The 26,671-nt window shown below is 68.7% G+C and carries 29 protein-coding genes; 20 read left to right on the forward strand and 9 right to left on the reverse strand.

The window, feature by feature from the left end; all coding sequences use genetic code 11:
• The first annotated feature begins 1 nt into the window (after position 1).
• From MSG_RS02380 to eccE, 7 genes are all read left to right on the forward strand, one after another.
• A complete protein-coding gene (locus tag MSG_RS02380; protein WP_096436758.1) occupies positions 2-1,507 on the forward strand; it encodes a PPE family protein in 1,506 nt (501 codons plus the stop codon).
• 54 nt (positions 1,508-1,561) lie between these two features.
• Positions 1,562-1,855, forward strand: coding sequence for a type VII secretion system protein EsxG (gene esxG / locus MSG_RS02385; protein ID WP_096436760.1), 294 nt, complete (start codon positions 1,562-1,564; stop codon positions 1,853-1,855).
• Positions 1,856-1,885: 30 nt separating this feature from the next.
• On the forward strand, positions 1,886-2,176 hold the full coding sequence (locus MSG_RS02390; protein ID WP_096436762.1) for a WXG100 family type VII secretion target: 291 nt from the start codon (positions 1,886-1,888) through the stop codon (positions 2,174-2,176).
• A gap of 10 nt (positions 2,177-2,186) precedes the next feature.
• On the forward strand, positions 2,187-3,065 hold the full coding sequence (locus tag MSG_RS02395) for an ESX secretion-associated protein EspG (protein ID WP_096436764.1): 879 nt from the start codon (positions 2,187-2,189) through the stop codon (positions 3,063-3,065).
• Positions 3,066-3,145: 80 nt separating this feature from the next.
• Complete coding sequence (gene eccD, locus MSG_RS02400; RefSeq protein WP_096443962.1) at positions 3,146-4,558, forward strand: type VII secretion integral membrane protein EccD; 1,413 nt, start codon at positions 3,146-3,148, stop codon at positions 4,556-4,558.
• Positions 4,555-5,946, forward strand: a complete 1,392-nt coding sequence (gene mycP, locus MSG_RS02405; RefSeq protein ID WP_096436766.1) for a type VII secretion-associated serine protease mycosin — start codon at positions 4,555-4,557, stop codon at positions 5,944-5,946. The genes eccD and mycP overlap by 4 nt, the downstream gene beginning before the upstream one ends.
• Positions 5,943-6,947 carry a type VII secretion protein EccE gene (gene eccE / locus MSG_RS02410; protein WP_096436768.1) on the forward strand — a complete coding sequence of 335 codons (1,005 nt, stop codon included), beginning with the start codon at positions 5,943-5,945 and terminating at the stop codon, positions 6,945-6,947. Before mycP ends, eccE begins: the two co-directional genes overlap by 4 nt.
• Here the strand turns inward: eccE and MSG_RS02415 are convergent.
• On the reverse strand, positions 6,934-8,130 hold the full coding sequence (locus MSG_RS02415; RefSeq protein ID WP_096436770.1) for an alpha/beta hydrolase family protein: 1,197 nt from the start codon (positions 8,128-8,130) through the stop codon (positions 6,934-6,936). The genes eccE and MSG_RS02415 overlap by 14 nt on opposite strands.
• A gap of 109 nt (positions 8,131-8,239) precedes the next feature.
• Between MSG_RS02415 and MSG_RS02420 the strand changes: the two genes are divergently transcribed.
• Positions 8,240-9,025, forward strand: coding sequence for a trans-aconitate 2-methyltransferase (locus MSG_RS02420; protein WP_096436772.1), 786 nt, complete (start codon positions 8,240-8,242; stop codon positions 9,023-9,025).
• Positions 9,026-9,037: 12 nt separating this feature from the next.
• On the opposite strand, the gene MSG_RS02425 is transcribed toward MSG_RS02420, so the two are convergent.
• Positions 9,038-10,402, reverse strand: coding sequence for a sulfatase family protein (locus MSG_RS02425; RefSeq protein ID WP_096436774.1), 1,365 nt, complete (start codon positions 10,400-10,402; stop codon positions 9,038-9,040).
• Positions 10,403-10,525: 123 nt separating this feature from the next.
• Between MSG_RS02425 and MSG_RS02430 the strand changes: the two genes are divergently transcribed.
• The gene (locus MSG_RS02430) at positions 10,526-11,404 is read left to right on the forward strand and encodes an SMP-30/gluconolactonase/LRE family protein (protein WP_096436776.1); all 879 of its coding nucleotides are present in this window, start codon (positions 10,526-10,528) and stop codon (positions 11,402-11,404) included.
• Here MSG_RS02430 and bluB read toward each other — a convergent pair.
• Positions 11,320-12,090: a 5,6-dimethylbenzimidazole synthase gene (bluB, locus tag MSG_RS02435; RefSeq protein ID WP_096436778.1), complete on the reverse strand. Its 771-nt coding sequence runs from the start codon at positions 12,088-12,090 to the stop codon at positions 11,320-11,322. The genes MSG_RS02430 and bluB overlap by 85 nt on opposite strands.
• 56 nt (positions 12,091-12,146) lie before the next feature.
• Between bluB and MSG_RS02440 the strand changes: the two genes are divergently transcribed.
• Together MSG_RS02440 and MSG_RS02445 are read left to right on the forward strand one after the other, a co-directional pair.
• Positions 12,147-12,428 (forward strand): hypothetical protein, encoded by a 282-nt coding sequence (locus MSG_RS02440; RefSeq protein ID WP_096436780.1) that lies wholly within the window; start codon positions 12,147-12,149, stop codon positions 12,426-12,428.
• 44 nt (positions 12,429-12,472) lie between these two features.
• Positions 12,473-13,369: an alpha/beta fold hydrolase gene (locus MSG_RS02445; protein ID WP_096443964.1), complete on the forward strand. Its 897-nt coding sequence runs from the start codon at positions 12,473-12,475 to the stop codon at positions 13,367-13,369.
• Positions 13,370-13,378: 9 nt separating this feature from the next.
• On the opposite strand, the gene MSG_RS02450 is transcribed toward MSG_RS02445, so the two are convergent.
• Complete coding sequence (locus tag MSG_RS02450; RefSeq protein ID WP_096436782.1) at positions 13,379-13,861, reverse strand: hypothetical protein; 483 nt, start codon at positions 13,859-13,861, stop codon at positions 13,379-13,381.
• A 58-nt stretch (positions 13,862-13,919) separates the two neighbouring features.
• Here MSG_RS02450 and MSG_RS02455 point away from each other — a divergent pair, with 58 nt between their 5' ends.
• A complete protein-coding gene (locus MSG_RS02455; protein WP_096436784.1) occupies positions 13,920-14,561 on the forward strand; it encodes a phosphatase PAP2 family protein in 642 nt (213 codons plus the stop codon).
• Positions 14,562-14,621: 60 nt separating this feature from the next.
• A complete protein-coding gene (locus tag MSG_RS02460; protein ID WP_096436786.1) occupies positions 14,622-15,302 on the forward strand; it encodes a L,D-transpeptidase family protein in 681 nt (226 codons plus the stop codon).
• 3 nt (positions 15,303-15,305) lie between these two features.
• Here the strand turns inward: MSG_RS02460 and MSG_RS02465 are convergent, their stop codons facing one another.
• Together MSG_RS02465 and MSG_RS02470 are read right to left on the reverse strand one after the other, a co-directional pair.
• Complete coding sequence (locus MSG_RS02465; RefSeq protein ID WP_181159123.1) at positions 15,306-15,785, reverse strand: nuclear transport factor 2 family protein; 480 nt, start codon at positions 15,783-15,785, stop codon at positions 15,306-15,308.
• A gap of 4 nt (positions 15,786-15,789) precedes the next feature.
• Positions 15,790-16,410: a TetR/AcrR family transcriptional regulator gene (locus MSG_RS02470; protein ID WP_096436790.1), complete on the reverse strand. Its 621-nt coding sequence runs from the start codon at positions 16,408-16,410 to the stop codon at positions 15,790-15,792.
• Positions 16,411-16,448: 38 nt separating this feature from the next.
• Between MSG_RS02470 and MSG_RS02475 the strand changes: the two genes are divergently transcribed.
• The 3 genes from MSG_RS02475 (at position 16,449) to MSG_RS02485 (ending at position 20,254) form a co-directional block, all read left to right on the forward strand.
• Positions 16,449-17,672 carry a hypothetical protein gene (locus MSG_RS02475; RefSeq protein WP_096436792.1) on the forward strand — a complete coding sequence of 408 codons (1,224 nt, stop codon included), beginning with the start codon at positions 16,449-16,451 and terminating at the stop codon, positions 17,670-17,672.
• A 153-nt stretch (positions 17,673-17,825) separates the two neighbouring features.
• The gene (locus MSG_RS02480; RefSeq protein WP_096436795.1) at positions 17,826-19,775 is read left to right on the forward strand and encodes an Hsp70 family protein; all 1,950 of its coding nucleotides are present in this window, start codon (positions 17,826-17,828) and stop codon (positions 19,773-19,775) included.
• 92 nt (positions 19,776-19,867) lie between these two features.
• Positions 19,868-20,254 (forward strand): hypothetical protein, encoded by a 387-nt coding sequence (locus MSG_RS02485; protein ID WP_096443966.1) that lies wholly within the window; start codon positions 19,868-19,870, stop codon positions 20,252-20,254.
• 15 nt (positions 20,255-20,269) lie between these two features.
• Here the strand turns inward: MSG_RS02485 and MSG_RS02490 are convergent, their stop codons facing one another.
• Positions 20,270-21,022, reverse strand: a complete 753-nt coding sequence (locus MSG_RS02490) for a DUF3060 domain-containing protein (protein WP_096436797.1) — start codon at positions 21,020-21,022, stop codon at positions 20,270-20,272.
• Positions 21,023-21,069: 47 nt separating this feature from the next.
• Between MSG_RS02490 and MSG_RS02495 the strand changes: the two genes are divergently transcribed.
• Positions 21,070-22,098, forward strand: coding sequence for an NADP-dependent oxidoreductase (locus MSG_RS02495; RefSeq protein ID WP_096443968.1), 1,029 nt, complete (start codon positions 21,070-21,072; stop codon positions 22,096-22,098).
• Here MSG_RS02495 and MSG_RS02500 read toward each other — a convergent pair.
• Positions 22,095-22,754, reverse strand: a complete 660-nt coding sequence (locus MSG_RS02500) for a hypothetical protein (protein WP_096436799.1) — start codon at positions 22,752-22,754, stop codon at positions 22,095-22,097. The genes MSG_RS02495 and MSG_RS02500 overlap by 4 nt on opposite strands.
• 116 nt (positions 22,755-22,870) lie before the next feature.
• On the opposite strand from MSG_RS02500, the gene MSG_RS02505 reads away from it, so the two are divergent.
• The 3 genes from MSG_RS02505 to MSG_RS02515 all read left to right on the forward strand — a co-directional run bounded on the left by MSG_RS02505 (position 22,871) and on the right by MSG_RS02515 (position 25,100).
• The gene (locus MSG_RS02505) at positions 22,871-23,290 is read left to right on the forward strand and encodes a MarR family winged helix-turn-helix transcriptional regulator (RefSeq protein WP_096436801.1); all 420 of its coding nucleotides are present in this window, start codon (positions 22,871-22,873) and stop codon (positions 23,288-23,290) included.
• A 12-nt stretch (positions 23,291-23,302) separates the two neighbouring features.
• A complete protein-coding gene (locus tag MSG_RS02510; RefSeq protein ID WP_096436803.1) occupies positions 23,303-24,139 on the forward strand; it encodes a glycoside hydrolase family 16 protein in 837 nt (278 codons plus the stop codon).
• Between the two features lie 127 nt (positions 24,140-24,266).
• Positions 24,267-25,100, forward strand: a complete 834-nt coding sequence (locus tag MSG_RS02515; RefSeq protein WP_096436805.1) for a glycoside hydrolase family 16 protein — start codon at positions 24,267-24,269, stop codon at positions 25,098-25,100.
• Between the two features lie 3 nt (positions 25,101-25,103).
• Here the strand turns inward: MSG_RS02515 and MSG_RS02520 are convergent, their stop codons facing one another.
• Positions 25,104-26,624 carry a glycosyltransferase family 39 protein gene (locus MSG_RS02520; RefSeq protein WP_096436807.1) on the reverse strand — a complete coding sequence of 507 codons (1,521 nt, stop codon included), beginning with the start codon at positions 26,622-26,624 and terminating at the stop codon, positions 25,104-25,106.
• Positions 26,625-26,671: the final 47 nt, after the last annotated feature.

Below are 26,671 nucleotides of genomic sequence, written 5' to 3' on the forward strand. Positions count from 1 at the left end.
GATGACCGCGCCCGTCTGGATGGCTTCGCCGCCGGAGTTGCACTCCGCGCTGCTGAGCGCTGGCCCGGGACCGGGCCCGCTGCTGGCGGCCGCCGGCGCGTGGATGTCGTTGAGCGCCGAATACGCCTCGACGGCAGCCGAACTCGGCGGGCTGTTGGACGCGGTGCAGGCGGGGGAGTGGCAGGGGCCGAGCGCCGAGCAGTACGCCGCGGCTCACCTGCCGTATCTGGCGTGGTTGCAGCAGGCCAGCGTCGACAGCGCCGGTGTCGCCGCGCAACACGAGGTCACGGCGGCGGCCTACACGAGCGCCCTGGCGATGATGCCGACGCTGCCGGAGCTGGCCACCAACCACGTCATCCACGCGGCGCTGGTGGCGACGAATTTCTTTGGTATCAATACGATTCCGATCGCGCTCAACGAGGCTGACTACGTCCGGATGTGGGTGCAGGCCGCCACGACCATGGGGACCTACCAGGCGGTGTTGGGGACCGCGCTGGCGGCCGCGCCCAGGACCACCGCGGCACCCAACATCGTCAATCCCGGTGCAATGGAGGCCGACAACGTGTCGACCTTCGCCGCGCCGAACGCCACCGGTTCGGGCAACTGGCTGCAACAACTCCTGCAGCAGATTGCGCAGCTGCTGCAGACTTTCATGCAGGACCTGTCCGACATGCTGCAAAACTTCGCATCGGAGTTCTTGCCGTGGTTGGTGGCCAACTTCCCGCTGCTGTTCTTCGTCGCCTACCAGCTGTTCTTCAACGCCATCGGCTGGCCCACCTGGGGCGCGATCCTGACTGCGCCATTGTTGATACCCCTGGTGCTCGCCATCGGCATCACGATGTATCTGCAGCAGCTTCCCGACTTGGGTCCCCTCGACGATATGCCTGCCGCCGCATCGGGTCTCGGGTCCCAGAGTCCCGCGCCGATGCCGGCGGCGGCCACGGCTCCGCCCTCGGTGGGCACGGCCGCAGGCGCGCCCGCCTCGTCCCCCGCCAGCGCCGGTGCGCCTGCCCCGTCGGCCCCGGCACCGGCTCCGGCAGTGTCCTTTCTCTACGCGGTGGCCATGGGTGGCGACGAGGGGCCCGGCTTTTCGCCGACCGTGGGCGGTCGCGGCGGCATCAAGGCGCCGGGTAGCACCATCCCAGCGGCCGCGGCGGCGGTACCGGCCAGCGCCGCGGCGGCGCGGCGGCGACGGCGCGCGGCCATGCGCGACCACGGCGACGAGTTCGCGGATATGAACGTCGACGTCGACCCCGACTGGGGTGCGCCGCCCAACGACGCGGAGGCACTGACCTTCGCGACGGCCTCCGCCAGCGGGGCAGGGCCGTTGGGATTTGCCGGGACCGCGGCCAAAGACGCGGACATGCGGGCCGCGGGGCTGAGCAAGCTGGCCGGCGACGACTTCGGCAGCGGGCCGCGCATGCCGATGGTGCCAAGTACCTGGGATCAGGACACCGATCGCCCGAACGGGTCCGGTGAAACAGGGAGGGGGGGTCGAGACAGTTAGCAGCACGGTTTTCGAAGACCTAATTCCAAACAGACGGAACAGAAAGGAATCACGATGAGTCTTCTCGATGCTCACATCCCGCAGTTGGTGGCGTCACAGTCGGCGTTCAGCGCCAAGGCGGCGCTGATGCGCAGCACCATCAGCCAAGCCGAGCAGGAAGCGTTGTCCGCGCAGGGATTTCACCAGGGTGAGTCCTCGGCAGCGTTCCAGGCCGCGCACGCCCGGTTCGTCGAAGCCGCTGCGCGGGTCAACACGCTGCTGGACATCGCGCAGGCGAACCTGGGCGACGCCGCGGGCACCTATGTGGCCGCCGACGCCGCCGCCGCGTCCAGCTACACCGGATTCTGACCCGACCGATAACACACGAAAGGACTTGTGATGTCGCAAATCATGTACAACTACCCGGCGATGCTGGGTCACGCGGCGGACATGTCGGCCTTCTCCGGCACGCTGCAGGGGCTCGGCGCCGACATCTCCACCGAGCAGGCCGCGCTGCAGAACGCGTGGCAGGGCGACACCGGAATGACCTACCAGGTTTGGCAGGCGCAGTGGAACCAGGCGATGGAGTCGTTGGTGCGGGCCTACCAGTCGATGGCCACGACCCACGAATCCAACACCATGGCGATGTATGCGCGCGACACCGCCGAAGCCGCTAAATGGGGCGGCTAGTTTTACCTAGATGAGTGCCGAACCCAACGCCGTCGAGCTGACAGTCGACCACGCGTGGTTCATCGCCGAAACCATCGGAGCCGGTAGCTTCCCGTGGGTACTGGCGATCACCACGCCGTACTCTGATGCCGCGCAACGAGACGCGTTCTTCCAACGTCAGAAGGACGAGCTGACTCAGCTGGGTCTGGTGTCGGCAGATGGTGTTGTCAACCCAGCGGTGGCCGACTGGATCCGGGCGGTGTGCTTCCCGGACCGGTGGCTGGATCTGCGTTACGTGGTGCCTGCCACGGCTACCGCTACCGACGAGTTGCTGCGCGGCGTGATCGCGCAGCGCGTCATCGGCACCGACAGAACACCGAAAACGGTCGTCGCGCTGCGCAGCGCGCAGCTGATCACGTTCACCGCGATGCATATCGACGACGCGCTGGGGCTGGTACCGGTGCTGGGCGTCGGGCTGGGCCGGCGCCCGCCCGCACGCTTCGACCAGTTCAGCATGCCCGCCCGCGTCGGGGCCCGCGCCGACGAACGGCTGCGGTCCGGCGCTTCGCTGGCGGAAGTCGTTGACTACCTGGGCATCCCGCGCTCGGCACGGCCGGTGGTCGAGTCCGTTTTCACCGGGCCGCGCAGCTACGTCGAGATCGTCGCGGGCGTTCGCCGCGACGGGCAGCACCACACCACCGAGGTCGGCATGAGTCTGGTGGACACGACCGCGGGCCGCGTACTGGTCAGCCCGTCCCGCGCGTTCGACGGCGAATGGGTCTCGACGTTCCAGCCGGGAACCCCCATTGCGATCGCCACCGCGATCGAACAGCTGACCGCCAGCTTGCCCGACGGCCACTGGTTCCCCGGCCGGCGGCTGTCCCGAGATTCCTCCACCCAGCACGCGTAACAGCATCGAAAGAGAGAGAGCACGATGTCCCAGCAATGGCCCCAGCGTAATCCGGGGGTCCGGTGACCGCCGGCACCGTCATGCCGATCGTCCGCGTCGCGATTCTCGCGGACAGCCGGCTGACGGAGCTGGCCCTGCCCGCGGAGCTGCCGCTGCGCGAAATCCTGCCCGCGGTGCAGCGATTGGTCGTTCCCTCAGCCCAGAACGGCGATGGCGGCGGGCACACCGACGCCGCGACCGGCGCGGTCTCGCACCTGAGCCTGGCGCCGATCGGCGGGGCGCCGTTCAGCCTGGACACCAGCCTGGACACCGTTGGCGTCGTCGACGGCGATCTGCTGGCGTTGCAGCCGATTCCCGTGGGTCCGGCCGCGCCCGGCATCGTCGAGGACATCGCCGACGCCGCGATGATCTTCTCCACGTCGCGGCTGAAACCTTGGGGTCCGGCGCATATCCAGGGAGGCGCGCTGGCCGCGGCCATCTTCGTCGCGCTTGCGGCGACGGGGCTGGGCATCACCTACCGGGTGGTCACTGGCGCGCTGACCGGCCTGGTCGCCGTCAGCGTGGTTGCGGCGCTGACCGCGGTGGCCGGCTTGCTCGTCACGGCGCGGTCGGAGCGCACCGGCACGGCGCTGTCGATCGCCGCGCTGGTGCCCATCGCCGCCGCCTGCGCGTTGGCGGTGCCCGGCAAGTTCGGGGCGGCGCAGCTGATGCTGGCCGCGGCGGGAGTTACCGCGTGGTCGCTGATCGCCCTGTTGGTGCCCAGCCCGGAACGCGAACGCATCGTCGGTTTCTTCACCACCACGACCGTGGTCGGCGGTGGCGTGCTGCTGGCGGCCGGTGCCGAATTGCTCTGGCGGCTATCGCTTCTCACCATCGGCGCCGGGCTGATCGTGGCGGCGCTGCTGGTCGCCGTCGAGACCGCGCAACTGTCCGCGCTGTGGGCACGCTTCCCGCTGCCGGCCATCCCGGCACCGGGAGACCCCACCCCGTCGGCGCCGTCGTTGCGGGTCCTCGAGGACTTCCCGCGGCGGGTCCGCATCAGCGACGCCCACCAGAGCGGCTTCATCGCCGGCGCGATGCTGCTCAGCGTGCTCGGATCGGTGACGATCGCGCTGCGACCCGAAGCGCTGAGCGTGGCGGGCTGGTACGTGGTGGCCGCCACCGCGGCCACTTCCGTGCTGCGCGCCCGGGTGTGGGACTCGGCCACCTGCAAGGGGTGGCTGCTTGCTCAGCCCTACCTGGTGGCCGGTGTCCTGCTGGTGATCTACACCGCCACGGGGCGGTACGGCGCCGCGCTCGGTGCGGTGCTGGTGCTCGGCGTGCTGCTGGCGGCGTGGCTCGTGGTGGCGGTGAACCCGCTCATCGCCTCGCCGGACAGCTACTCGCTGCCGCTGCGCCGGCTGCTGGGCTTCGCGGCCTCGGGCCTTGACGCCTCGCTGATCCCCGTCATCGCCTTTCTCGTCGGTCTGTTCAGCTGGGTCCTGAATCGATGATGCGGGCCGGCCTAGCCTGCCTGACCGCGACCCTGACGGCCACGGTCTGGGCCTGCCCGACGGCGCTGGCGATCAACCAGCCTGCGGTCGACCCGGGGGCGCCGCCGCCGAGCGGCGCGCCGGGGCCCGTACAGCCGACGGAGGAGCGCGGCCCGTGCGGCACGTCGGGCGTCGTTTCCGGCAGCGACGCGGACGCCGTCACGCCCAGCCAGGCGATGCTGAATTTGCCTGCGGCATGGCAGTTTTCCCGCGGTGAGGGCCAGCTGGTGGCCGTCCTCGACACCGGCGTGCGACCGGGTCCGCGGCTGCCCAACGTCGAGCCCGGCGGCGATTTCGTCGAGACGACCGACGGCCTGACCGATTGCGATGGGCACGGCACGTTGGTCGCCGGACTCGTGGCCGGCCAGCCGTCCGGAGCGGACGGCTTCGCGGGCGTGGCGCCGGCGGCCAGGGTGCTGTCGATCCGCACGACGTCCGCCAAGTTCTCGCCGCGCACTCCCGGCGGTGATCCGCTGCTGAGCAGGGCGACGCTGGACGTCACCGCGTTGGGCCGCGCGATCGTGCACGCCGCCGACCTCGGTGCGCGGGTCATCGATGTGTCGACGGTGATCTGCGTGCCCGCCGACCGGCCCGTCGACCAGGCGGCGCTGGGCGCTGCGGTCCGTTACGCGGCGGTGGACAAGGACGCGGTCGTCGTGGCGGCCGCCGGCAACACCGGGTCGACGGGATCGGCCGGCGAAGGCACGTCCTGCGAGTCCAACCCCCTCACCGACCTGAGCCGCCCCGGCGACCCGCGGAACTGGGCGGGCGTCACCTCGATCTCCATCCCGTCGCAGTGGCAGCCCTACGTGCTGTCGGTGGCGGCGTTGACCCCGGACGGTCAGCCGTCGAAATTCAGCATGGCCGGACCGTGGGTGGGCGTCGCGGCGCCGGGCGAAAACATCGTCTCGGTGAGCAATCGGGACGGCGGCGGCCTGGCCAACGGGTTGCCCGACGAACATCAGCAGCTGGTCGCGCTGAACGGCACCAGCTATGCGGCGGGCTATGTGGCCGGGGTCGCGGCGCTGGTGCGCAGTAAGTATCCCGCGCTGAGCGCACCGGAGGTGATGCGTCGCATCACCGCGACCGCCCACAACGGTTCCCGTGCGCCCTCCGACGTTGTCGGCACCGGCAGCGTGGACCCGGTCGCGGCACTGACCTGGCAACTGCCCGCCGGCAGCGCCCCGGCCGCGCCGTCGGTGAAGCCGGTCGCGCTGCCGCCGGCGCCGGCGCCGGCGGACACCACACCGCGCACCGTCGCGTTCGCCGGCACCGCCGGCCTGGCTTTGGTTGTTGCGGTGATCGCCGCCGTCGCGGTGATCACCCGGAGGAAGGAGTCCACCCAATGAGCCAGCTGCGCTCGATCCCGATCCCCAGCCCGGGCCGAATCACGTTGGCGGCGTTGGTCGTAGTGCCCGCGGTGCTGGCCTACCCGTGGCACTCCGCCCGCGACTACTGGCTGCTCGGCATCGCCGCTGCGGTCGTCGTCCTGTTGTTCGGCTGGTGGGGGGGACTGCACTTCACCACCATCCTGGGCCGCCGCCTGGCGATGACGGGCCGTCGCGGAAAGCCCATCCCGCCCGCGGAATCCGCGACGACGACCGTGCTGGTGCGCATCGGGCCGCCGGTCGACGAGCGCGAGGTGCTGCCGCTGCCGGTGATCGCCCAGTACCTGGACCGCTACGGCATTCGCGCCGACAAGATCCGAATCACCAGTCGCGACAACGCCTCCGACACCTCGCGGCGTCAGACGTGGATCGGCATCACGATCGCGGCGGCCGATAACCTGGCGGCGCTGCAGGCCCGCTCGGCGCGGATCCCGTTGCACGAGACCGCGGAAGTCGCGGCGCGCCGCCTCGCCGATCACCTACGCGAGATCGGTTGGGAAGCCAACACCGTCGCGGCCGACGACGTGCCGCGGCTGGTCACCCCGAACGCCCGCGAGACGTGGTCCTCGGTGCAGCGCGGCGCATCGGATCACGTGGTGGCATACCAGGTCGTCGTCGACGATGCCCTCGCCGAGACGCTGGACGAGATCCGGTCGTATCCGGCGCGCGAGACGTGCACGGCGCTGGAGATCGCGGGCGGCGGCTCGGGTCGCCCCCGTACCATCGCGGCCGCGTGCGCGTTTCTCACCGAGGCCGTTCCCGAGACGGGGACACCGCTGCCCGGCCTGATCGCACAACGCGGCAATCAGCTGCCGGCATTGATCGCCTTGGATCTGTTGTCCACGCGACGGCTCGACGGGCACACGGCGGCGGCCGACGGTGTGCTGGCCGGCTTGGATTGGCCCACTCCCGAGGCTGGGGCGCACCGGGCTTCGGAAAGCGCGCACGCTAGCCGAACATGACCTCGTGTAGGAAGCCGGTCATCCGGCGCAGGTAGTCCAGCTGGCTCACGTGCAGCACGTGATTGCCGGGAAACCAGTGCAGCGCGCAGCGATCCCAGTGGTTCCACAGCAGGACGGCCTGTTCCGGTGGGGCCATCCGGTCGCCCAGTCCGGTGATGATCATCCGGCGATCCCGGGGCAGCCGCGGCCGGTAGTTCAGCGGGCCGTGGTAGGCCAGGCCCGCGTCCAGCTCCGCGCGGTTGATGTCGTACAGGTGGAACCCCAGCTGGACGAGTTTGTTGGCCGGGAACCATTGGTCGAACATCGTCGCGGGGGTGACGACCGGGCAGTTGGGGATGACGGCCTCGAGCCGATCGTCCACCGATGCCACCAGCGCACTGGTGTAGCCGCCCAGCGAGATTCCGGTCAGCGCGATGCGCTGCACACCGGTGTGCCGCAAATAGTCGATGACTGAACGGAAGTCGTGTACGGCCTGCGCCATTGACTCGGCGAACCCGCTGAGCCCACCGGCGAAAAAGCCGAAGCCACTGAACGGGGACAGTTTTTCGGCTCGTTGACCGTGAAACGGCAGGGTGAACATCAGCACGTCGTAGCCCGCCCGGTAATACCACGGCATCGAGAAGAACCGGCCGTTGGCCAGATACGACGACCCCATGAAGCCGTGGATGACGCACAGTGTGGGGCGGGGCCCGTCGTCGTGGCGCCAATGTTGGGCGCGCACAACATTGTTCGACTTCCACCCGGCCCAGCGCTTCCGCAGCGCCGGATTGATGGCCGTGAAGCTGCTGTCGAAGGAGATGTTGTCGACCGTGCCGCGCGCGAGCCAGGCCGCGAGCCGGCCCGCGGGCCGGGACGAAACTCGGGGCGGTTCGATGGGCGGCGGAAACGACTTCTCCGAGTCTCGTGCGGCCGCGAGTTCGGCGTAGAAGTTCAGGTTGCCGCGCTCGTCTCGGGATTGACGCAGCGACGTCGCGGCGACGAGTGGCGTCACCGTGGTGGCCAGCAGCGAGGCGACCCAGGTACGTAGCGCGAGATCGCCGAGCGCAGATGCCCCGACGACGAGTCGGGTACTCGGGGTCAGCGCCGACAGCGGTGGTAGTGTGTCGGCGCCGGGGGGTAGATCGGCACCGGGGACATCGGGAAGCCCCGGGGGCGAATCGATCGGATCCGAGTCGGACGCCACAAACTTTGATGTTATCGGTTCGCGGCGGATCCCCGCCCCAACCGGGCCCGTGTGCGCCGTACCGTAATACGGTTGCTATCCGCCGAGGTTGCTGAGCAGGAGGACCGACATGTGGGATCCCGACGTCTACCTGGCGTTTGCGGACCAGCGCAGCCGCGCGTTCTACGACTTGCTGTCGCGGGTCGGGGCCGAGCGACCGCGTCGGGTGGCTGACCTGGGTTGCGGGCCCGGCAACCTGACCAAGTACCTGGAGAAGCGGTGGCCCGGCGCGGTCATCGAGGCATTGGACACCTCTCCGGAGATGGTCGCCGCAGCCCGGGAACGCGGCATCGACGCCACCGTCGGCGATCTGCGCGACTGGACACCCAAGCCCGACACCGACGTGGTCGTCAGCAACGCGGCGTTGCATTGGGTGCCCGAACACGCCGACCTGTTGCTGCGCTGGGTCGCAAAGCTGGCGCCGGGATCCTGGGCTGCCGTGCAGATTCCGGGCAATTTCGAGACACCGTCACATGCCGCGGTGCGGGCGGTGGCCCGCCGTGAACACTACGCAAAGACTTTGAAAGACATACCGTTTCGGGTAGGCGCCGTGGTCCAGCCGCCGACGGACTACGCCAACATCTTGCTGGACGCCGGATGCCGCGTCGACGCCTGGGAAACGACGTATCTGCACCAGCTCACCGGGGAACACCCGGTGCTGGAATGGATCACCGGCACCGTGCTCGTCCCGGTGCGGGAGCGACTCGACGACGCGGGATGGGCGGAGTTCCGTCAGGAGCTGATCCCGTTGCTCGACGACGCCTACCCCGCCCGCGCCGACGGCACGACGATCTTCCCGTTCCGGCGGGTGTTCATCGTCGCCCAGGTCGGCGGCTCGAGCCGCTCGCCTCGGTAGCCCGGGCGGCGTTCACTCCTCGATACCGCGGTCGACGGCGATGGCCGACCGGCTGCTGGGCGCGTTGAGGTGGATCTGCACATACGTTTCGGTGTAGCGCAGCGCGATGCGGCTGCCCGCGAAGTCCGAAGGGATGACATCGCCCGTCCGCTGGCGCCAATCATGCAGGCGCACAGCAAGATCGGCTGCGATGGCCTCCGCACCCGGATCGCCGTCGGCGAGCAGATTAAGGGTCTCGGTGGGATCGGTTCGAAGATCGTAGAGTTCGCGCGCCGGCCGCGGCGACGTGACGAACGGTGCGACCGCCTGACCCGAGGGGCTCTCCTGGATGTCCCACGGCAGGTCCAGCAGCGGCCGGGGCACGTAGTTCTCGATGTAGCTGTATTCCTTGGTGCGGATGGCGCGAATCGGGTCGAACGAGTCGTGATAGGTCTTCATGCTGTAGACCTGCTCGCGCACCGGGTCGGCCGGGGTATCGGGTGCGTGCAGGGCGTGCGCGTGGGAGACGCCCTCGACGTCGGCGGGCACGTCGAGGCCCAGCAATTCCAGCAACGTCGGCACCAGATCGACGCCGCTGAACAACTCGTCGTAGACGCCGGATGCGATGTCTCGGCGGCCGGCGGGCGGCCGGATCAGCAGGGCGACGCCGGTTCCCGCGTCATACAGCGTGGATTTCGCGCGAGGCAGGGCCGGACCGTGGTCGGTGAAGAACACCACCCAGGTGTTGGCGTCCAGCCCGGTTTCGGCCAGCGTGTCCAGGATCCGGCCGACCGCCGCGTCGGCGGTGCTGATGGCCCCGTAGAAGCCGGCGAGGTCGCCGCGCACCTCGGGGGTGTCGGGCAGGTAGTCGGGCGGCTCGACGGTCGCGCTGTTGGCCGGTTCGTAGCGCTCCTGCGGGTAAGGCCGGTGCGTCTCGAAGAACCCCGCCGTCAACAGGAATGGTTGCCCGGCGCGGCACGGCACGTCGCCGTGCAGCCAATCGATCACCTTCTCCACCACGTACTCGCAGTAGGAGTTGGACACGTCGAACTCGTCGAAGCCCAGCCGTTTGGGGTATGACGATTCGTGTTGCATCCCGAAAAGCGCCGAATACCAACCCGATTGCGAAAGTATCTGCGGCAGCGTCTGGACATCGGCGCGATACTCCCACCCGTGGTGAGCCAGCCCGACCAGCCCGTTGCTCTGGGGGTAGCGACCGGTGAAAAACGATCCCCGCGACGGCGAGCACAACGGTGCGCAGGCATGGGCTCGGGTGAACAGGATGCTGTCGGCGGCAAGCGCGTCGAGCCGGGGGCTGGACACGTCTTGGTGACCGTAGGCGCCGAGGTAGCGCCCCAGATCGTGCCAATGCACGAGCAGCACGTTGTCGCCCGCCATCCGCGTCACCTCCTCACCATGCCTTGCGACCGGCGACGATACCGCAGTCACTTGCGATGATTCTGAGTGTGCCGACCAGTCAGACCACGCAGATGGCATTTTGCTCTCGGTGAAGGGAACCCGATGCGGACGCTGCTGAGCGGCCTGGGATTGCTGGAATCGCCGCGCTGGCATGACGGCCGGCTATGGGTGGCCGACTGGACGGCCGGCTCGATCGGCCGCATCGACGGCGCGGGCCGGGTCCGCACCGTGGTCGAACACAAGTCGTTGCCACTGTGTTTCGATTTCCTGCCGGACGTGCCCGGCGGCGAGGCGCTGGTGCTGGCGTCGAGCGCGCAGCGGGCGTTGCTGCGACTGTCGGCGGACGGCACCCTGACGCGGTATGCCGAGCTGGCGTCGTTGTCCCCCCACGGCCCCAACGACATCGTGATCGACGGCCGCGGCAACGCCTACGTCAACAACGTCAACTTCGACTTCGCGGCGGGTCCGCCGGCCGGGGACATCGCCCCCGGGTTCGTCGCCCTAGTGCGCGCCGGGACCGCCCGCATCGTCGCCGCGGACCTGTCGTTCCCCAACGGCATGGCGGTGACTCCCGACAACGCCACCCTCATCGTGGCGGAGTCGTACCGCCACCGGCTGACGGCCTTCGACATCGCCCCCGACGGCTCGCTGTCGAATCGCCGAGTGTGGGCGGAGTTGGGCGCACACTCACCCGACGGCATCTGCCTGGATCGCGACGGCGCCGTCTGGTACGCCGACGTCGGCGACCGGTGCTGCGTCCGGGTACGCGAGGGTGGCGAGGTGGCCGACCGGATCCGGCTCGATCGCGGCGCATTCGCCTGCATGCTCGGCGGCGACGACCGCGCCACGCTGTTCGTGGTCGCCGCGCACTGGCCCGGCCCGCAGCGCCTGCTGCGTCACACCGACTGGGACGGCACCGTGCTGGCGGTTCCGGTCTCCGTACCCGGCGCGGGCTGGCCGGGCCGGGTATCGGCCGGCTGACCCCATTGGTTATCGGAGACGAACTCCGAGAGCGGCCGCGCGTGGGTCCACCCGTCGAGCTCGAGGGCCGGCCGGTCCGGGAACTCGGGCACCGGGCCCACGCACAGGATGGCCACCGGCTCGGCATCGGCGGGCATTCCCAGCAGCCGGGCCAACGGTTGCGGGTCGAACAGCGACACCCAGCCGACGCCGAGGCCCTCGGCCCGGGCCGCCAGCCACAGGTTCTGGATCGCGCAGGACACCGACGCGAGGTCCATCTGTGGCAGCGTGCGCCGGCCGAAGACGTGCATGTCGCGCTTGTCGGCCAGCGCCACCACCAGCAACTCGGCGCATTCCAGAATGCCCTCGACCTTCAGCCGCAGAAACTCCGCGCCGCGCGGTCCCAGCGCCGCCGCGGTACGCGGCCGCTCCTCGTCGACCAGGGCGTGGATGCGCTTGCGCAGCGCCTCATCGGTGACCCGGATGAAACGCCACGGCTGCATCAGGCCGACGCTGGGCGCGGCGTGCGCGGCCTGCAGCAGCCGGGCCAGGACGTCCTCGGGCACTGTGCTGCCGGGCACAAAGCGGCGCATGTCGCGCCGTTCGGCGATCACCCGGTAGATGGCTCGGCGTTCCTGGGCGCTGAACGCATACCCGTTGACAGCGCCATCGGAGAAATCGGGGAAGTCGCCAGGCGAGAATGGCATTAGCGTGAATGTACCAACGAGACGGTCCCGCAACACCAGCACAAGGGAATGTCGAAGTGAAGTATTCGGAAGTTCTCGCGCAACTGCCCGCCGACCGGTCCGTCCGCGGGTACGGCGAGCCGTACCAGACGCCCGACGGGGCCACCGTGATCCTGGTGACCAAGCCCAGCGGCGTGTTCGTCATCCGCGACGGCGTGGCCTCCTGGGTGCCCGCCATCGACGCGAACAGGGTCGCGTTGATCGGCGTGATCACCGGACTGCTGGCGGCCGTGATCGGCAGCCTCGCGGTGCTGCGGCAGCCGCCGTGGCCGCGGATGACGGTCACGGAATACCGGTAACGCCGCTCGCGCGCCCGCCGCACCGCGTCAGGCAGGATCAGGACGTGTTTTCCCGTTCTCACCTGACGCCGGCCGAACCGTCCTGGTTCACCGCCGCGCTTGCCCAGAAGCCGGACCATCTTGACGTCGACGTCGGCGGTTGCCGGGTGCACGTGCGCGCCTGGGGCGCACCCAATCAACCGCCTGTGGTGTTCGTCCACGGCGGCGGCGCGCACTCGGGCTGGTGGGACCACATCGCGCCGTTCTTCTCCCGCACCCACCGTGTGGTCGCCCCCGATCTGTCGGGGCACGGCGACAGCGGCACCCGTGCCCGCTATGACCTGCAGACCTGGGCGAGGGAAGTCATGGAGGTGTTGCCGGCCGCGGGGGCCTCGGGCCGGCCCACCATCGTCGGCCACAGCATGGGCGGCTGGGTGGCCGCGACTGCGGCCACCCGCTACGGCGACGACATCAACAGCGTCGTGGTGGTCGACTCGCCGTTGCGCGACCGCGCGCCCGAAGCGGCACGACTGCGCAACCCCAAACCCAGCGACTACGGGTCACGCGACGAAATCCTGTCTCACTTCACCCCGGTGCCTCGGCAGGAGCTGGTTCTGCCCTACATCGGGGCGCACATCGCGTCGGAGTCGATACGCAAAGTGGGCAAAAGGTGGACGTGGAAATTCGACCGGGCGATTTTCCGGGGTGAGTTCCTCGAGGCAAGTCCCGCCGACGACGAGTCGATGGAGGCGATGATTGCCAAAATGCGTTGCCGAATAGGCTATCTGAGCTGCGAGGCCGGTTTGGTATCCGCGACGATGGCCGCGCGGTTGCGCTCGATCTTCCAGCTCAGGGGCCCGTTCGTGGAGCTGGCCGAAGCGGGCCACCATCCCATGCTCGACCAACCTCTTCCGCTCGTCGCGACGTTGCGGACCCTGCTTGAATTCTGGTCGATCACCTAGCCGGGGCGATCACGGGCTGTAAGTGACCCCGACCGCCCGGTAGATGTACTCCGGCGGCATGTCGAAGGCCAGCTCCCGCAGCGGCAACCCGGCGAGCACGTCGGCCGGGATCGTCGTCTTGTAGTGCAGCGAGAGGTCGCCGCTGAACTTCGGGTCCACCCGGGCGACGTCGAGGTCGACGCGCAGGCCGGTCGACGAGATCTCGGCCGTCGCCGCCCCCGCCTGCGCGGCGTCCCAGCGCACGTCGACCGTCGGGCCGGCGAGCCGGGGCAGCTGCGAGATCGTGGCCAGCACCCGCTGCGAGGTGAAGGCCAACGAACCGGTGTAGCTGGCGACGCTGTGCGGCAGCCGCACACCGGGAATGGCGCCGCTGAAGCGCCGGGTCACCGCCACGTAGTCGGCGAGGTAGACAAGGCCCTCCGCCTCGAGCTGAGCGTGCAGGTCGTCGGGCAGCTTGCCGATGCCGAACAACCTTCGGACGAAGACGGGCATGACGCCAGTATGACTCCGAACGCCGCGGCCGCCGGCCGGTGCTGGTATCGGTGTAGGCATGACCCGCACCCGGACCGTGGTCCTCGGCGCCGCCCTAGCCGCCGCGGTGGTCTACGCGGTCATGTGGGTGGGCTTCCTGCAGAATTGGGGCTGGTTGCACGGCCTGGACTGGTCGTTGTTGACCGCGGCACACGACGTCGCGGTCAAGCATCCGGGCTGGCTGCGCTTCTGGGCCGGGCTGTCGACCGTGCTCGGCCCGGAACCGCTGCGGCTGCTGGGAGCGGCCGTGGCGGTGGTCCTGCTGGTCCTGCGCCGCCTGCGCGCGGCGCTGCTGGTGGTGGCCTGCGCGCCGCTGAACGGATTGGTCACGACGGGGGTCAAGGCGCTGGCGAACCGCCCACGGCCGCCCACGATGTTGGTGTACGCGCCCTCGACGTCGTTTCCGTCGGGCCACGCGCTGGAAACCACCGCGGCCTGGCTGGCGCTGTTGATCCTGCTGTTGCCGGTGCTGAGCCGGTCGCTGCGGGGGGTGGCGACCGTGGTTACCGCGGTGATCCTGCTGTTGGTCGGGATCTCCCGCGTGGCGCTGAACGTGCATTACCCGTCCGACGTGCTGGCGGGCTGGTCGCTGGGCTATCTCTATTTCCTGCTGTGCCTGTTGGTTTTTCGGCCCAGATCGGTGTTGGTCACGGCGCAGTGACCCAACTGGGTCTAAAGCTTGACTTGACCTCAAATGCTGCGGCGCTTGACGATTGAACGTATGCGCCGACTGCTAGCTTTGCTGCGCGCCGCGGCGTGCGCACTATTCACGTTGTTCGTGCTGACCCCGGCGGCCAGCGCGGCCCCGACCGGCAACCCCCTGGCCGGCACACCCTGGTTCGCCAACCAGGTCGGCAATGCCACCCAGGTGGTTTCGGTCGTCAGCACCGGCGGCTCGAACGCGACCATCGACATTTACCAGCGCACTGCCGCCGGCTGGCAGGCGCTGCGCACCGGGGTTCCGACCCACGTCGGTTCGGCGGGCATGGCGCCGCAGGCCAAGAGCGGGGTGCCGGCCACCCCCACGGGCGTGTACAGCCTTGACTCCGCGTTCGGCACGGCGCCGAATCCCGGCACCGGTCTGCCCTACACCCAGGTCACCGACGGCAACCATTGGTGGAGCGGCGACGACCACAGCCCCACGTTCAACTCCATGCAGGTCTGCGCGAAGGCGCAGTGCCCGTTCAACACGGCCGACAGCGAGAATCTGCAAATCCCGCAGTACAAGCACGCGGTCGTGATGGGCGTCAACAAGAACAAGACCCCGGGCGGCGGTGCGGCGTTCTTCTTCCACACCACCGACGGCGCGCCCACCGAGGGTTGCGTGGCGGTCGACGACGCTCAGCTGGTGTCGATCATGAAATGGCTGCGCCCCGGCGCGGTCATCGCGATCACCAAGTAGGGCTCAGTCGACGCCCGCGATGGCGCGGCCGGGCTTGACCGTGAAGTTCAGGCCTTCCAAAGACATTGTGGCGTCGTAGGTTCGGTCGTAGCCGGTGCCGCTGATCTTCCAGCCGCCGTCGGTGCGCCGGTAGGTGTCCTTGTAGAACGCCGCGCCGATCAGCATGAAGTTGAGGTCGCCGACGATGACGCGGTCCTGCAGATACCAACTGCCCGTTGCGGTATCGCCGTTGACGACGATGTCGGGATGGGTCACTCGGTGTTCGGTGATGACGTTGGCCGGCAGCGAGGTGCGCATGTACTCGACCAGGTCGGCGCGGTTGGTGAAGTGCAGTTCGTTGCCGATGGACGGGCCGTAGTCGGCCTTGATGTCCTCGGCGAGGGTGTCGCTGAAGTCGTCCCAGTGCTTGGTGTCCAGCGCGCGCAGATAGCGGTATTTGACTTGCTTGATGGCTTCGATATCGGCCAGATCGTCGAGGGTCATCCCGTCATTGCAGCACACGGGTGACCATGTCGATCAGGGCCCGCCGTTCCAGGCTCCAATCGACGTCGCCGCCGGTCACCATCTGCACCAGCACCACCCCCCGCAGCGTGGCCCAAATGACCTCGGACACACCGGTATTGGCGGGATCGTCGGTGATCAGCCGGCCTAGCTCGCTGATTGCGGAGTTCATCTCCAGCAGGTGGCGACGCGACGATGAGCCCAGGGCGCCGCGGGTGGCCCGCAAGATCTCGAAGGCCGCCAGCGACGTCGGGCTGCTGTAGCAACTCCACGCGGTGTCGACGACGACTTCGATGCGCTCGCGCAGCGGCAGCTCGCTGACGTCGGCGGCGGACAGGCTCTCGATCAGCCGGTCCACCCCGTCGTCGACGACGGCCATCAGTACGCCGTTGCGGTCGCCGAAGTGGTACTGGATGACGCCCCAGGTGACGCCGGCGCGTTCGGCCACGTGCTTGGCCGTGGCGGCGGCGAAGCCCTCCTCCACGATGCAGCGGACCGTCTCGTCGATGATCTTGGCCCGGGTGGCGTCGCCGCGCTTGCGTGGCGCGCTGGTGCGCCGCGTGGGGCTCGCCGACCGCGCGGGCGCCTGGCCTGCAGCAATGGACATTATTGACTTTATAACATAGCCACCACTATTTTTGGGCCGTGAGCCCATCCCGCTACGCGAAATTGTCCCGTGAACAGCTGGCCGTGTTGGTGCCCGAACTGCTGTTGATCGGACAGCTGATCGACCGTTCCGGCATGGCCTGGTGCATCAGCTCGTTCGGCCGCGACGAGATGGTGCAGATCGCCATCGAGGAGTGGGCGGGGTCCAGCCCGATCTACACCCGGCGCATGCAGCGGGCGCTGAACTACGAGGGCAACGACGTCGTCACGATCTTCAAGGGCCTACAGCTCGACATCGGCGCCCCACCGCAATTCATGGATTTCCGCTACACCGTGCACGACCGGTGGCACGGCGAATTCCACCTCGACCACTGCGGCGCCCTGCTCGACGTGGAGCCGATGGGCGAGAAGTACGTGTTCGGGATGTGCCACACCATCGAGGACCCGACGTTCGACGCGACCGCGGTGGCCACCAACGCCCGCGCCCAGGTGCGCCCGATCCATCGGCCGCCCCGAACACCGGCGGACCGGCAGCCGCACTGCGCCTGGACCGTCATCATCGACGAGTCCTACGCCGAGGCCCAGAGCATCCCAGCGCTGGACCTCGTCGGCCAAACCCGGGCTGCGACATGGGAACTCGACCCCATCGATCGCTCCGACGACGGAGCGGCGGACTACTCGGGTCCGCTGCTGTCCGATTTCGACTTCGCCGCGTTCTCGCATTCCGCGCTGGTGCGCATGGCCGACGAGGTCTGCCTGCAGATGCATCTGCTCTACCTGTCGTTCGCGATCGCCGTGCGCGCCCGCGCCGCCGACGAGGCCGAGGCCGTCAAGGTGTGCACGCAAGGCCTGATCGGCATCGCCGGTGTGGCCGCCGAACGCATTCACCGCGCGCTGGGCCTGCCCGGCGGAATCCAGGGTGTGCTCGAGGTCCTCGAACTGCACCCGTTGCTGAACCCCGCGGGCTACGTGGTGGCCGAAACCGCCAATCGGCTCGTCGTGCACCGCTCGCCGGCGCACGACGACCGTTCGTGGATCTCCTTGTGCTCTCCGGAGTCCGTGCTGCCGCTGCGGGCGGTCGCCGCGGCGGTGGATCCGCGCATCGATGTTCGAGTTAGCGGAACGGACACCGACTGGACCGCCGAGTTCTTCGAAACCGACACCGCGGCCGACGAACTGCCAGAGGTTTCGGTGGTCAAAGTCAGTGGCGGAGCGTCGTTTGTGTTCGAGCCGAGGCGTTCGCTGCCGCTGACCGTGGTCTGATCTCGGCGACTTTGTCAAGGGGGTCTTGATACCGCTTCGGTGACACGATCGCATCGAGGCGGTACCAATGGCATTGCAAGCCATCGGCTTTCCGCGTGTCCGCGGCTATCGTTAACGCTGGCCACGACCCCTATAGACGAAAGTATTCGCTCTATGTACGACCCCGTTGGGTTGTCGATCGGGACCACGAACCTGGTCGCCGCGAGTAGTGGAAGTACGCCGGTGAGCCGCCGCGCCGTACTGACGCTCTACCCGCACTGCGCGCCGAAAATCGGTGTGCCCGGCGGTAACCCACCGCACAGCGAGCCGGGCATGATGCTGGGCGGCTTTGTTGAGCGCATCGGCGACTCGGTGGCGCTGGTGTCGGCCGACGGGTCGGCACACGACCCGGATCTGTTGATGGTCGAGGCCCTGGACGCAATGGTTCTCGAGGCCGGTGCGGACGCGGCCTCCTCGGAGATCTCGATCGCCGTTCCCGCGTACTGGAAAGCCGGCAATGTGCAAGCGTTACGCAACGCGCTACGAACGCATTTGGGCTTCGTCCGAAGCGGCATGGCACCCCGGCTGGTCTCGGATGCCATCGCGTCGCTGACCGCGGCGAACGCGGAGCTCTGCCTTGCGGCGACGGGCGTGGTCGGCGTGATCGACTTCGGCGGATCGGGAACCTCCGCCACCCTGGTGAACATCGCTGGGGATTTCGAACCCGTCACGCCGACGCTGCGCTATCCGGACTTCTCCGGCGACGAGATCGACGCGGCAATATTGTTGCGGGTGTTCGAGGAACTGGGACACGCCAGCGGTATCGACCCGGCGAGCACCGCCGCGGTCGGGCAGCTCGCCAAGCTCAGGGAGCAATGCCGCACCGCCAAAGAGCAGTTATCCATCGACACGGCAACGGAATTCACGGCGGAGCTGGGTGGCCGCAGGTCGAGCATGCGGCTGACCCGCGACGAGCTGGGCGACCTGATCCAGGACCGGCTGACCGGGTTGATCTACGCCCTGGACAAGATGCTGGTCAGGCACCACAAGAGCTGGACGGACCTGGCGGCGGTGGTCACCGTCGGCGGCGCGGCCAGCATTCCGCTTATCACGGAGCGTCTTTCGGTGCATTCCCGCCGCCCGGTGGTATCCCCGGCCGAACCGGCGTTGGCGGCCGCCGCCGGCGCGCTGATGCTGGCCTCTCGTGGGGAGGAAGTGGATCTTCGCACCCGCACGTCCGTGGGCCTGCTCGCTTCGTCGGCCGCCGCCGGCGAGGTCGTCGACCTCGGTGCCGGCGACGTGCTGGTGATCGACCACGACGCGCTGACCGATCGCGAATTGGCCTGGTCGCAAACCGAATACCCGGGCGATATCCGGCTGCCGTATGTGCCCGAGGACTACGGCGAGGACAACCAGGCCGGCTGGTCGATGCGGCTGAACGTGATAGACCCGGTCCCCGTCGGGCGGCCGTGGCGGCGATTGCGCTTGTCGCAGTTCATCATCGGCATGTGCGCCATGGTCGCCATGACGGCGATCGGCGGCGTGGCCTACACCTTGGCCGGTATCGAGAACCGCGAGGCACCGCCGGTGCCCACCGTGGTGCCGGTGCCCGCGCCACCGGTCAGCTCGCTGATGCCCCGTCCCGCCCCGCCGCCGCCCACGGCGGTCCCGCCGCCGCCCAGTGTCGAGCCGGTGCCCAGCAACGTGCCGCCACCGCCACCGCCACCGCCGCCGCCCCCGCCGGTGGTGGTCAGCCCCGAGCCGCCGCCCGTCGTGACGACGCATCCGCATCCGCATCCGCCGCCGTCGACCCAGGCGACTCAGACGCCGACCATGACGACCCCGACGACCATGACGACCCCGACGACCCCGCCACCGCCGCCGTCGACGACGACCCCCCCGCCGCCGCCGACCACCACGACCACGACGGTGCCGATGACCACGCAGTGGGTTCACGTCCCACTGCTGCCGATACCGATACCGATTCAGGTCCCGGCAAGTCAGGCGCCGCAGACCCCGCAGTACCCGGGGCAGTACCCCAGCCAGTATCCGGGGCAGTACCCCGGGCAGTACCCCGGGCAGTACCCGGGCGGCGGTAACCCGTTCCTGAGCCCGGGTTACTAGCCCGCGGAGTTCGGCTGGGAGCAAATCCCATGGCGGATCGCGGCGGCCGGGCGCACACTGGCAGGGACACCTACAAGCGGCGAGGAGGCCACGTGGCTGAGTACGGTGCGTTCGGATTCGATCCCGACGAGTTCGATCGGGTGATCAGGGAAGGTAGCGAGGGTCTGCGCGACGTGTTCGAGCGCGTGAGCAGGTTTGTCGGAACCCCGGGTGGCCGGACGGGGTGGTCGGCGTTCTTCGACGACATCTCGCGCCGGCCGCGGGCCACGCCGGAAACCGCCGGCGAGGCCGGGGACGGCGTGTGGGCCATCTACACGGTGGACGCCGCCGGCGGCGCCCGCGTCGAGCAGGTCTACGCGACCGAGCTCGACGCGCTGCGCGCGAACAAGGACAACCTCGACCCGAAGCGCAGGGTCCGCTTCCTGCCGTACGGCATCGCGGTCAGCGTCCTCGACGACGACGCGGAGGGCCCCGCGTAACGACGCCTTGCGGCGTCAGCCCTGGCTCACGACGTTGTCGACACCGGAGTTGGAGATCTTCGGCGCGCCCGCGTGATACGTCACCTGGTTGTTCATGCCCGACGCCTCGATGGTGTCGACCGCGTCGACGGTGACCGAGTTCTTCATGCCGGACACGGTCACGCTCGCGCAGTGGCCGGTGATGACGATCGTGTTGGAAATCCCGCTGACGGTGACGGCGTTGTCGTTGCACGCGACCGTCTTGTTCTCGTCGATGCCGGACACGTCCAGCGGTCCGCCGGGCGACGGTGACGTCGACGTCGACGGGGTCACGGTGCCGGTCGACGGCCTCGGGCTGCGCGTCGTCGTCCGGGGCAGCGTCGGCACCGTCGTGCTGCTTGGCAGGGTCGAGTTGATGATCGAACGGACCCCGGACAGTTGGTGTGCGGCGAAGGCGGCGATGCCTCCCGCCAGCGCCAGCACACCGACGACGATCAGGGTGCCCACGATCCACCACATGCGGTTGCCGCCGCCGGGATTCGGCGTCCCCGTCGAGTACGGCGTGTTGTAGCTGTACGGGGGCGGGGTGCCGTACTGGGGCGGCGTGTCATAGCCAGGTGGCGCGGTGTAGGTGGGCGGTGGCACGGGGCCCGGTGGGGGCGGCGGATAGGGATGCGAACCGGGCGGAGTCCTGCTGAAATCGGAGCCCAGTTCGGAGGCGCGCGCGGTGTCGGCCAGCGGGCGCTCGAGGTCCCGGATGCGTTTTTCCGGATCGTCCTGCGATTCCATGGACCGATGCTCCCACCGCGCGGCCTCTAATGGGTAGTTTCAGCACCGTGCCCGAACTGCCGAACCGCCACATTCTGTTGCGTCGCCGTCCCACCGGCCTGGTTGCGCCCGGCGACACCGAGCTGGTGACCACCCCGGCACCCCGACCCGTCGAGGGCGAGGCGTTGCTGCGCACCACCTATGTGGGGCTCGACGCCGCCGTCCGGACCTGGCTCAACGACCAACCGGGCTACCTGCCGCCGGTACAGCTCGGCGAGGTCATTCGCGCGGCCGGCATCGGCGAGGTCGTCGAGTCGCGGTGCGGCGCCTTCGCGGTCGGGGACGTGGTCACCACGCTGTCCGGTTTCCAGGAGTACGTGATCATTCGCGACGACGTCTTCAGCACGCCCGTCCCGAGCGAGGACGAACAGCAGGCGGTGATGTCGGTCTACGGCCCGACCGGGGCCACTGCCTACATCGGCATGGTCGACGTCGGCATGCCGCAGGCCGGTGAGACGGTGGTGGTCTCGGCGGCGGCGGGTGCCACCGGGTCGATCGCCGGCCAGATCGCCAAGATCGCCGGCGCACGGGTGGTGGGCATCGCGGGCGGGCCCGAGAAGTGCCGGGCGGTGGTGCAGGACTTCGGATTCGACGCGTGCATCGACTACAAGAACGACGACCTGCCGGCCGCGCTCAAGCAGCACTGCCCGAAACGGGTCGACGTCTACTTCGACAACGTGGGCGGACCGATCCTCGACGCGGTGCTGGGGCGGTTGGCCGCCAATGCTCGCGTGGTGCTGTGCGGGGTCATATCCAGCTACCTGACCGGGGAGCACCCGGGGCCGTCCAACTATGTGAACCTGCTGTCGAAGACCGCGCGGATGCAGGGATTCAACGCCCTCGACCAGTGGGGCCGGTTCGATGAGGCGCACGCCGCGTTGCGCAAGTGGGGGGCCGAGGGCCTGCTCACGCATCGCGCGACCGTCTTCGACGGCATCGGCTCCTGCGTGGACGCCCTCAACGGGCTGTTCACCGGCGCCAACATCGGCAAGACGTTGGTCAAGCTGAGCGAACCCTCGGCCCCCGCTGGCCGCTAGTCCTCGCCGAGGACGCGGTGCAGCGTCTTCTTGACGTCGGTCAGGGCTTCCAACAGCTTGGTCCGGGTCTCGGCGAGCTGTTGCTTCTGCTCGTCGGTGCCCGTCCAGGCAATGGTGCGAGCCAGTCCGGCGACTTCGAAGAACGTGCGACGGATCTTGAAGACGTCGGCATGCTTGGCCCGATGCTTCAGGAATGCGTGCGCGCTCTCGCTGCTGACGCCCCGGTACTTGAGCAGGTTCTCGCCGAGTTCGGTCAGCGTCGCCACGCCGTTGTCGACCTTGACTACGCCGCGGCCGGCGAGCAGGCCGATGGCAAGCTCCACCCTGTCCTGCGGCGGGGTGAATGCGCCGTCGGTCGCGTCCGCTACGCGCTGCACGATTTGCGCGGCGTCAGCCGGCCCGTCGACCAACAACGCCGCGGTGACGAACGCCGCGCGTTTGAGCGGCGGCAGGCCACCGGGGCCACCGAAGCCGAAACCGCCTGGGCCGCTGCCGAAGCCGGGCCCGCCCGGTTCGCCCTGACCCCAACCGTGCTTGCCCCAGCCACCGCCGAAACCACCGGGGCCACCGAAGCCGAAACCGCCTGGGCCGCCACCGAAACCGCCGGGGCCATCGAACCCTGGGCCGCCGAAGCCGCCGAAAAATCCACCAGACATCCTTGCCATTCCTTTCCAGCCAAAGTATCAACCTCCTTGATACCACTGTGTGCGGCAATGTCAATGAAATTGATGGTTGCTGATGCGAACCGATAGCTGCGTGCCAGCATGTAGCTATGGGTCGATCCGACGACGAGCCGCTGGGCTTCCTGCTCTACCGGGTGATGGCGTCGTTGCGGCCCCAGGTCGCCGCCGAGCTCAAGCCGCTCGACCTCGGCCTGCCCGAATTCGTGTGCCTGCGGATTCTGGCCAGCCGGCCCGGACTCACCAGCGCCGAGTTGGCCCGCGGCACCAACGTGTCCGCGCAGGCGGCCAACCAGGTGCTGCGCGCACTCGAGGAGCGCGGCGCGCTGTGCCGCCCTGCCGTCACACCGGCCGGCCGGGCGATGCCGGCGCAGCTCACCCGGCAGGGCAAGGCGCTGTTGAAGCGCGCGGATGCCGCGGTGCACCGGGCTGAACAACGAATCTTGACGCGGCTCTCCGCGGAGCAGCAAAGCCAGCTCAAACAACTGCTTTATGCTGCGGGAAGCCCGTAACCCGAAAGCAGCGTGCTCATGCCAGAGATGGATCGTCGCCGGGCGATGATGCTGGCGGGGTTCGGCGCACTGGCGGCCGCGGTTGTCGCTCCGCGCGCCGCGGCGGCCCCGGCGACGGCGGGCGGGGCCTACCTCTTCCACGACGAGTTCGACGGCCCGGCCGGCTCGGCCCCCGATGGGTCGAAGTGGGTGGTGTCCAACAACCGGACGCCGATCAAGAACCCCACCGGATTCGACCGCCCCGAGTTCTTCGGCCAGTACCGCGACAGCCGCCGAAACGTGTTCCTGGACGGCAACTCCAATCTCGTGCTGCGTGCCACCCGCGAGGCCGACGGCTACTACGGCGGGTTGGTCAGCGGCACCTGGCGCGGCGCCATCGGGACCACCTGGGAGGCCCGCATCAAACTCAACTGCCTCGCCGGCGGGTGCTGGCCGGCCTGGTGGCTGTCCAACGACGATCCCGGCCGCAGCGGGGAGATCGACCTGATGGAGTGGTACGGCAACGGGCAGTGGCCGTCGGGCACCACCGTCCACGCCAACCCGGATGGCACGGCCTTCAAGACCCAACCGATCGCGGTGGACGGCGCCTGGCACACCTGGCGCGTTAGCTGGAACCGCGGCGGGATGTCGTTCTGGGAGGACTACGCCGAGGGCGCGCAACCGTACTTCAGCGTCCCGGCGACCGGCATCGACGACCTCAACGACCCCATCCGCATGTGGCCCTTCAACGACGTCGGCTACACGGTGTTTCCGGTGCTGAACCTGGCGGTGGGAGGCGCGGGTGGCGGCGACCCCGCGTCGGGTGTCTACCCGGCGGAAATGCTGGTCGATTGGGTTCGCGTGTTCTAAGCCCCACCTCATCCGGGGGTGCGCGCCCTGCCCGCGCATGATTTCATAACACCGTTTGCGAAAAGTTATCAAGGGGGATCGCAGCGGGCTTGACGTCCCCGACCGATTGATTGGTGGGTATTTGCAGATGGATCGTCGCAGCATGTTGTTGACGACGGGGCTCGGCATGCTGGCGGCGGTGGCGTCGATGCCGCTCCCGGAGGCCGCGGCTGTCCCGTCGGCCCCGAAGGCACCGCCGTCGGCCGGGGGCGGCCCGTACATCTTCGCCGACGAGTTCGACGGGCCCGCGGGTTCTCCTCCCGACCCGGCCAAGTGGACGATCCAGACCTGGCAGGACGACGTGTACCCGCCGGTCGAGGGGATCTATCGCAACGACCGCCAAAACGTGTTCCAGGACGGCCACTCCAACCTCGTCCTGTGCGCCACCCACGATTTCATGAACAACACCTATTACACCGGCAAGCTGCGCGGCAACTTCCGCAGCATGATCAACCAGACTTGGGAAGCGAAGATCAAGCTCGACTGCCTGTTCCCCGGCCTGTGGCCGTCGTTCTGGGGCGTCAACGAGGACCCACTGCCCGACGGAGAGGTCGACATCTTCGAGTGGTACGGCAACGGCAACTGGGCCCCGGGTACCACGGTCCACGCCGCCTCCAACGGCAAGACGTGGGAAGGCAAATCCATTCCCGGCCTGGTCGACGGGGACTGGCACACCTGGCGGATGCATTGGGGCCCTGAGGGTTTCGAGTTCGCGCGGGACGGCGCCGAATACTTCAAGGTGCCCAACAAGCCCATCCACGTCGCCGGCGGCGCTCCCGACGACTTCCGGTGGCCGTTCAACATCCCGGGTTACTGGATGACGCCGATGTTCACGCTTGCCGTGGGCGGTGTCGGCGCTGGCGATCCGGCCGCGGGTACCTTCCCGGCGTCGATGCTGGTCGACTACATCCGCATCTGGTGAGCGTCAGCGCTCGGCTTTGATCACCTGAACCAGGTTGAACTGCCAGCGCTCGACGAGCCGGAATCCCAGATCGTGGGGCACGGCGAACGCCGGGGTGAATCCGTAACGCGGGCCGGGCGGGATCGCCGGACCCTGTTCGTGGGCGGGCATCGACTCGTCGGCTTGGGTGATGATCCACACGACGCGGCAGTGGCCGAGCGGCGCGGCGACGACCTCCGGGATGAGGTTGGTGTCGAACACCTCGTTGCGATCGGCGGCCCGTTGCCACAGGGTGAGGTCGATCAGCTTCCGGTAGGCGTCCGGTCGGGCCGCTAGCAGCGGGCGCATCGGGGCCGGCATGAACGTCACCGTGTCGTTGACCAACAGGCAGTCGCCGGGCGCGGCCTTGGCGGTGATCAGGTCGGCGACCTGGCTGTAGTCCATCCCGTACTTGGCGTACGGGCCGCGCTGCGCCCGAACGTAATTGGGGGTCGCGGCCACGGCGAACAGGCCGACGATCGCGGCTGCTATCCATGGCTTGGCGGCCGCGGCGCCCGCACAGACGCCCAGGATCAGCGCTATCGCCGGCGTGGTGAACGACAAGTAGCGTGGCGTGTAGATCGGATGTGCGGCAACGGCCGAAAAGGTCACGATCACGGCGGTCGGTATCACCAGCCATGCCACCGCCAGCGTCAGCAGTTGCCGATCCGCCGCGTCGGGCCGGCCGGATGTGCGCAGCCACAAGGCAATTGCCGTCACGACTAGTACCGCGGAGAGAACGGCGAATGGCGGGCTGCGTTCGAAGTATTGCTGGACCACCACGTCTTCGATCGTCCGCCGGCCGATCGGTGCGATCCATTTGATCTGCGGGGCCTGCCGGACGACCTCGATCGCGAACGGGGTCATGACGCCGACCGTCAGCACCGAAGCAAGGACGAACGGGACGACGACCGTGCGGGTGCGCCGGAACGAGAAGATGAAGACGACGTGTGCCAGCAGCACCAGCGAGAGATACACGTCGAGCAGCATCGACATCGCCAGGGCGATCGCGTAACACAGCCAGAGCCAACGACTTTCGCGTCGTGTGGTGACAACCAACAGCACGGTCAGCCACACCGCGGCCGCCATCGACAGGGCATATGGGCGAGCCTCGATGCCGGCCCAGGTCGACCGCGGCAGAATCGCACACATGGCCCCGGAGGCCAGTGCGACGGTGCGAGAGCAGAACTGCCGGCCCAGCACGACGACGCCGGCTGCGGCGGCGCCGACGGCCAGCCCGCTCGGCGCGCGAGACCAGAACTCGCTTGCGCCGAATACCTGGAACCAGGCGTGCATGAGCAGGTAGTACAGGCCGTGGACGGCGTCGACGGTGCCCAGCATGTGCCACAGCGCAATCAGCGGACGGGTGTAGGACGCCGAGATGGTCGCGGCCTCGTCGTACCAGAACGACGGGCGGGCGGCCCCCGCCAGACTTATCGCCGCGGCAAGGATTCCGATGACCAGCGGGTCGCGCCAGACGGGCGCACCACGGGACTCGCTGGACACGCCGCTATGTTGCCAGAAGCGGCCCAGCGCCTTTCGCCGGCCGAACC

Origin of the sequence: Mycobacterium shigaense, from assembly GCF_002356315.1 — a bacterium.
Taxonomy (GTDB): Bacteria; Actinomycetota; Actinomycetes; order Mycobacteriales; family Mycobacteriaceae; genus Mycobacterium; species Mycobacterium shigaense.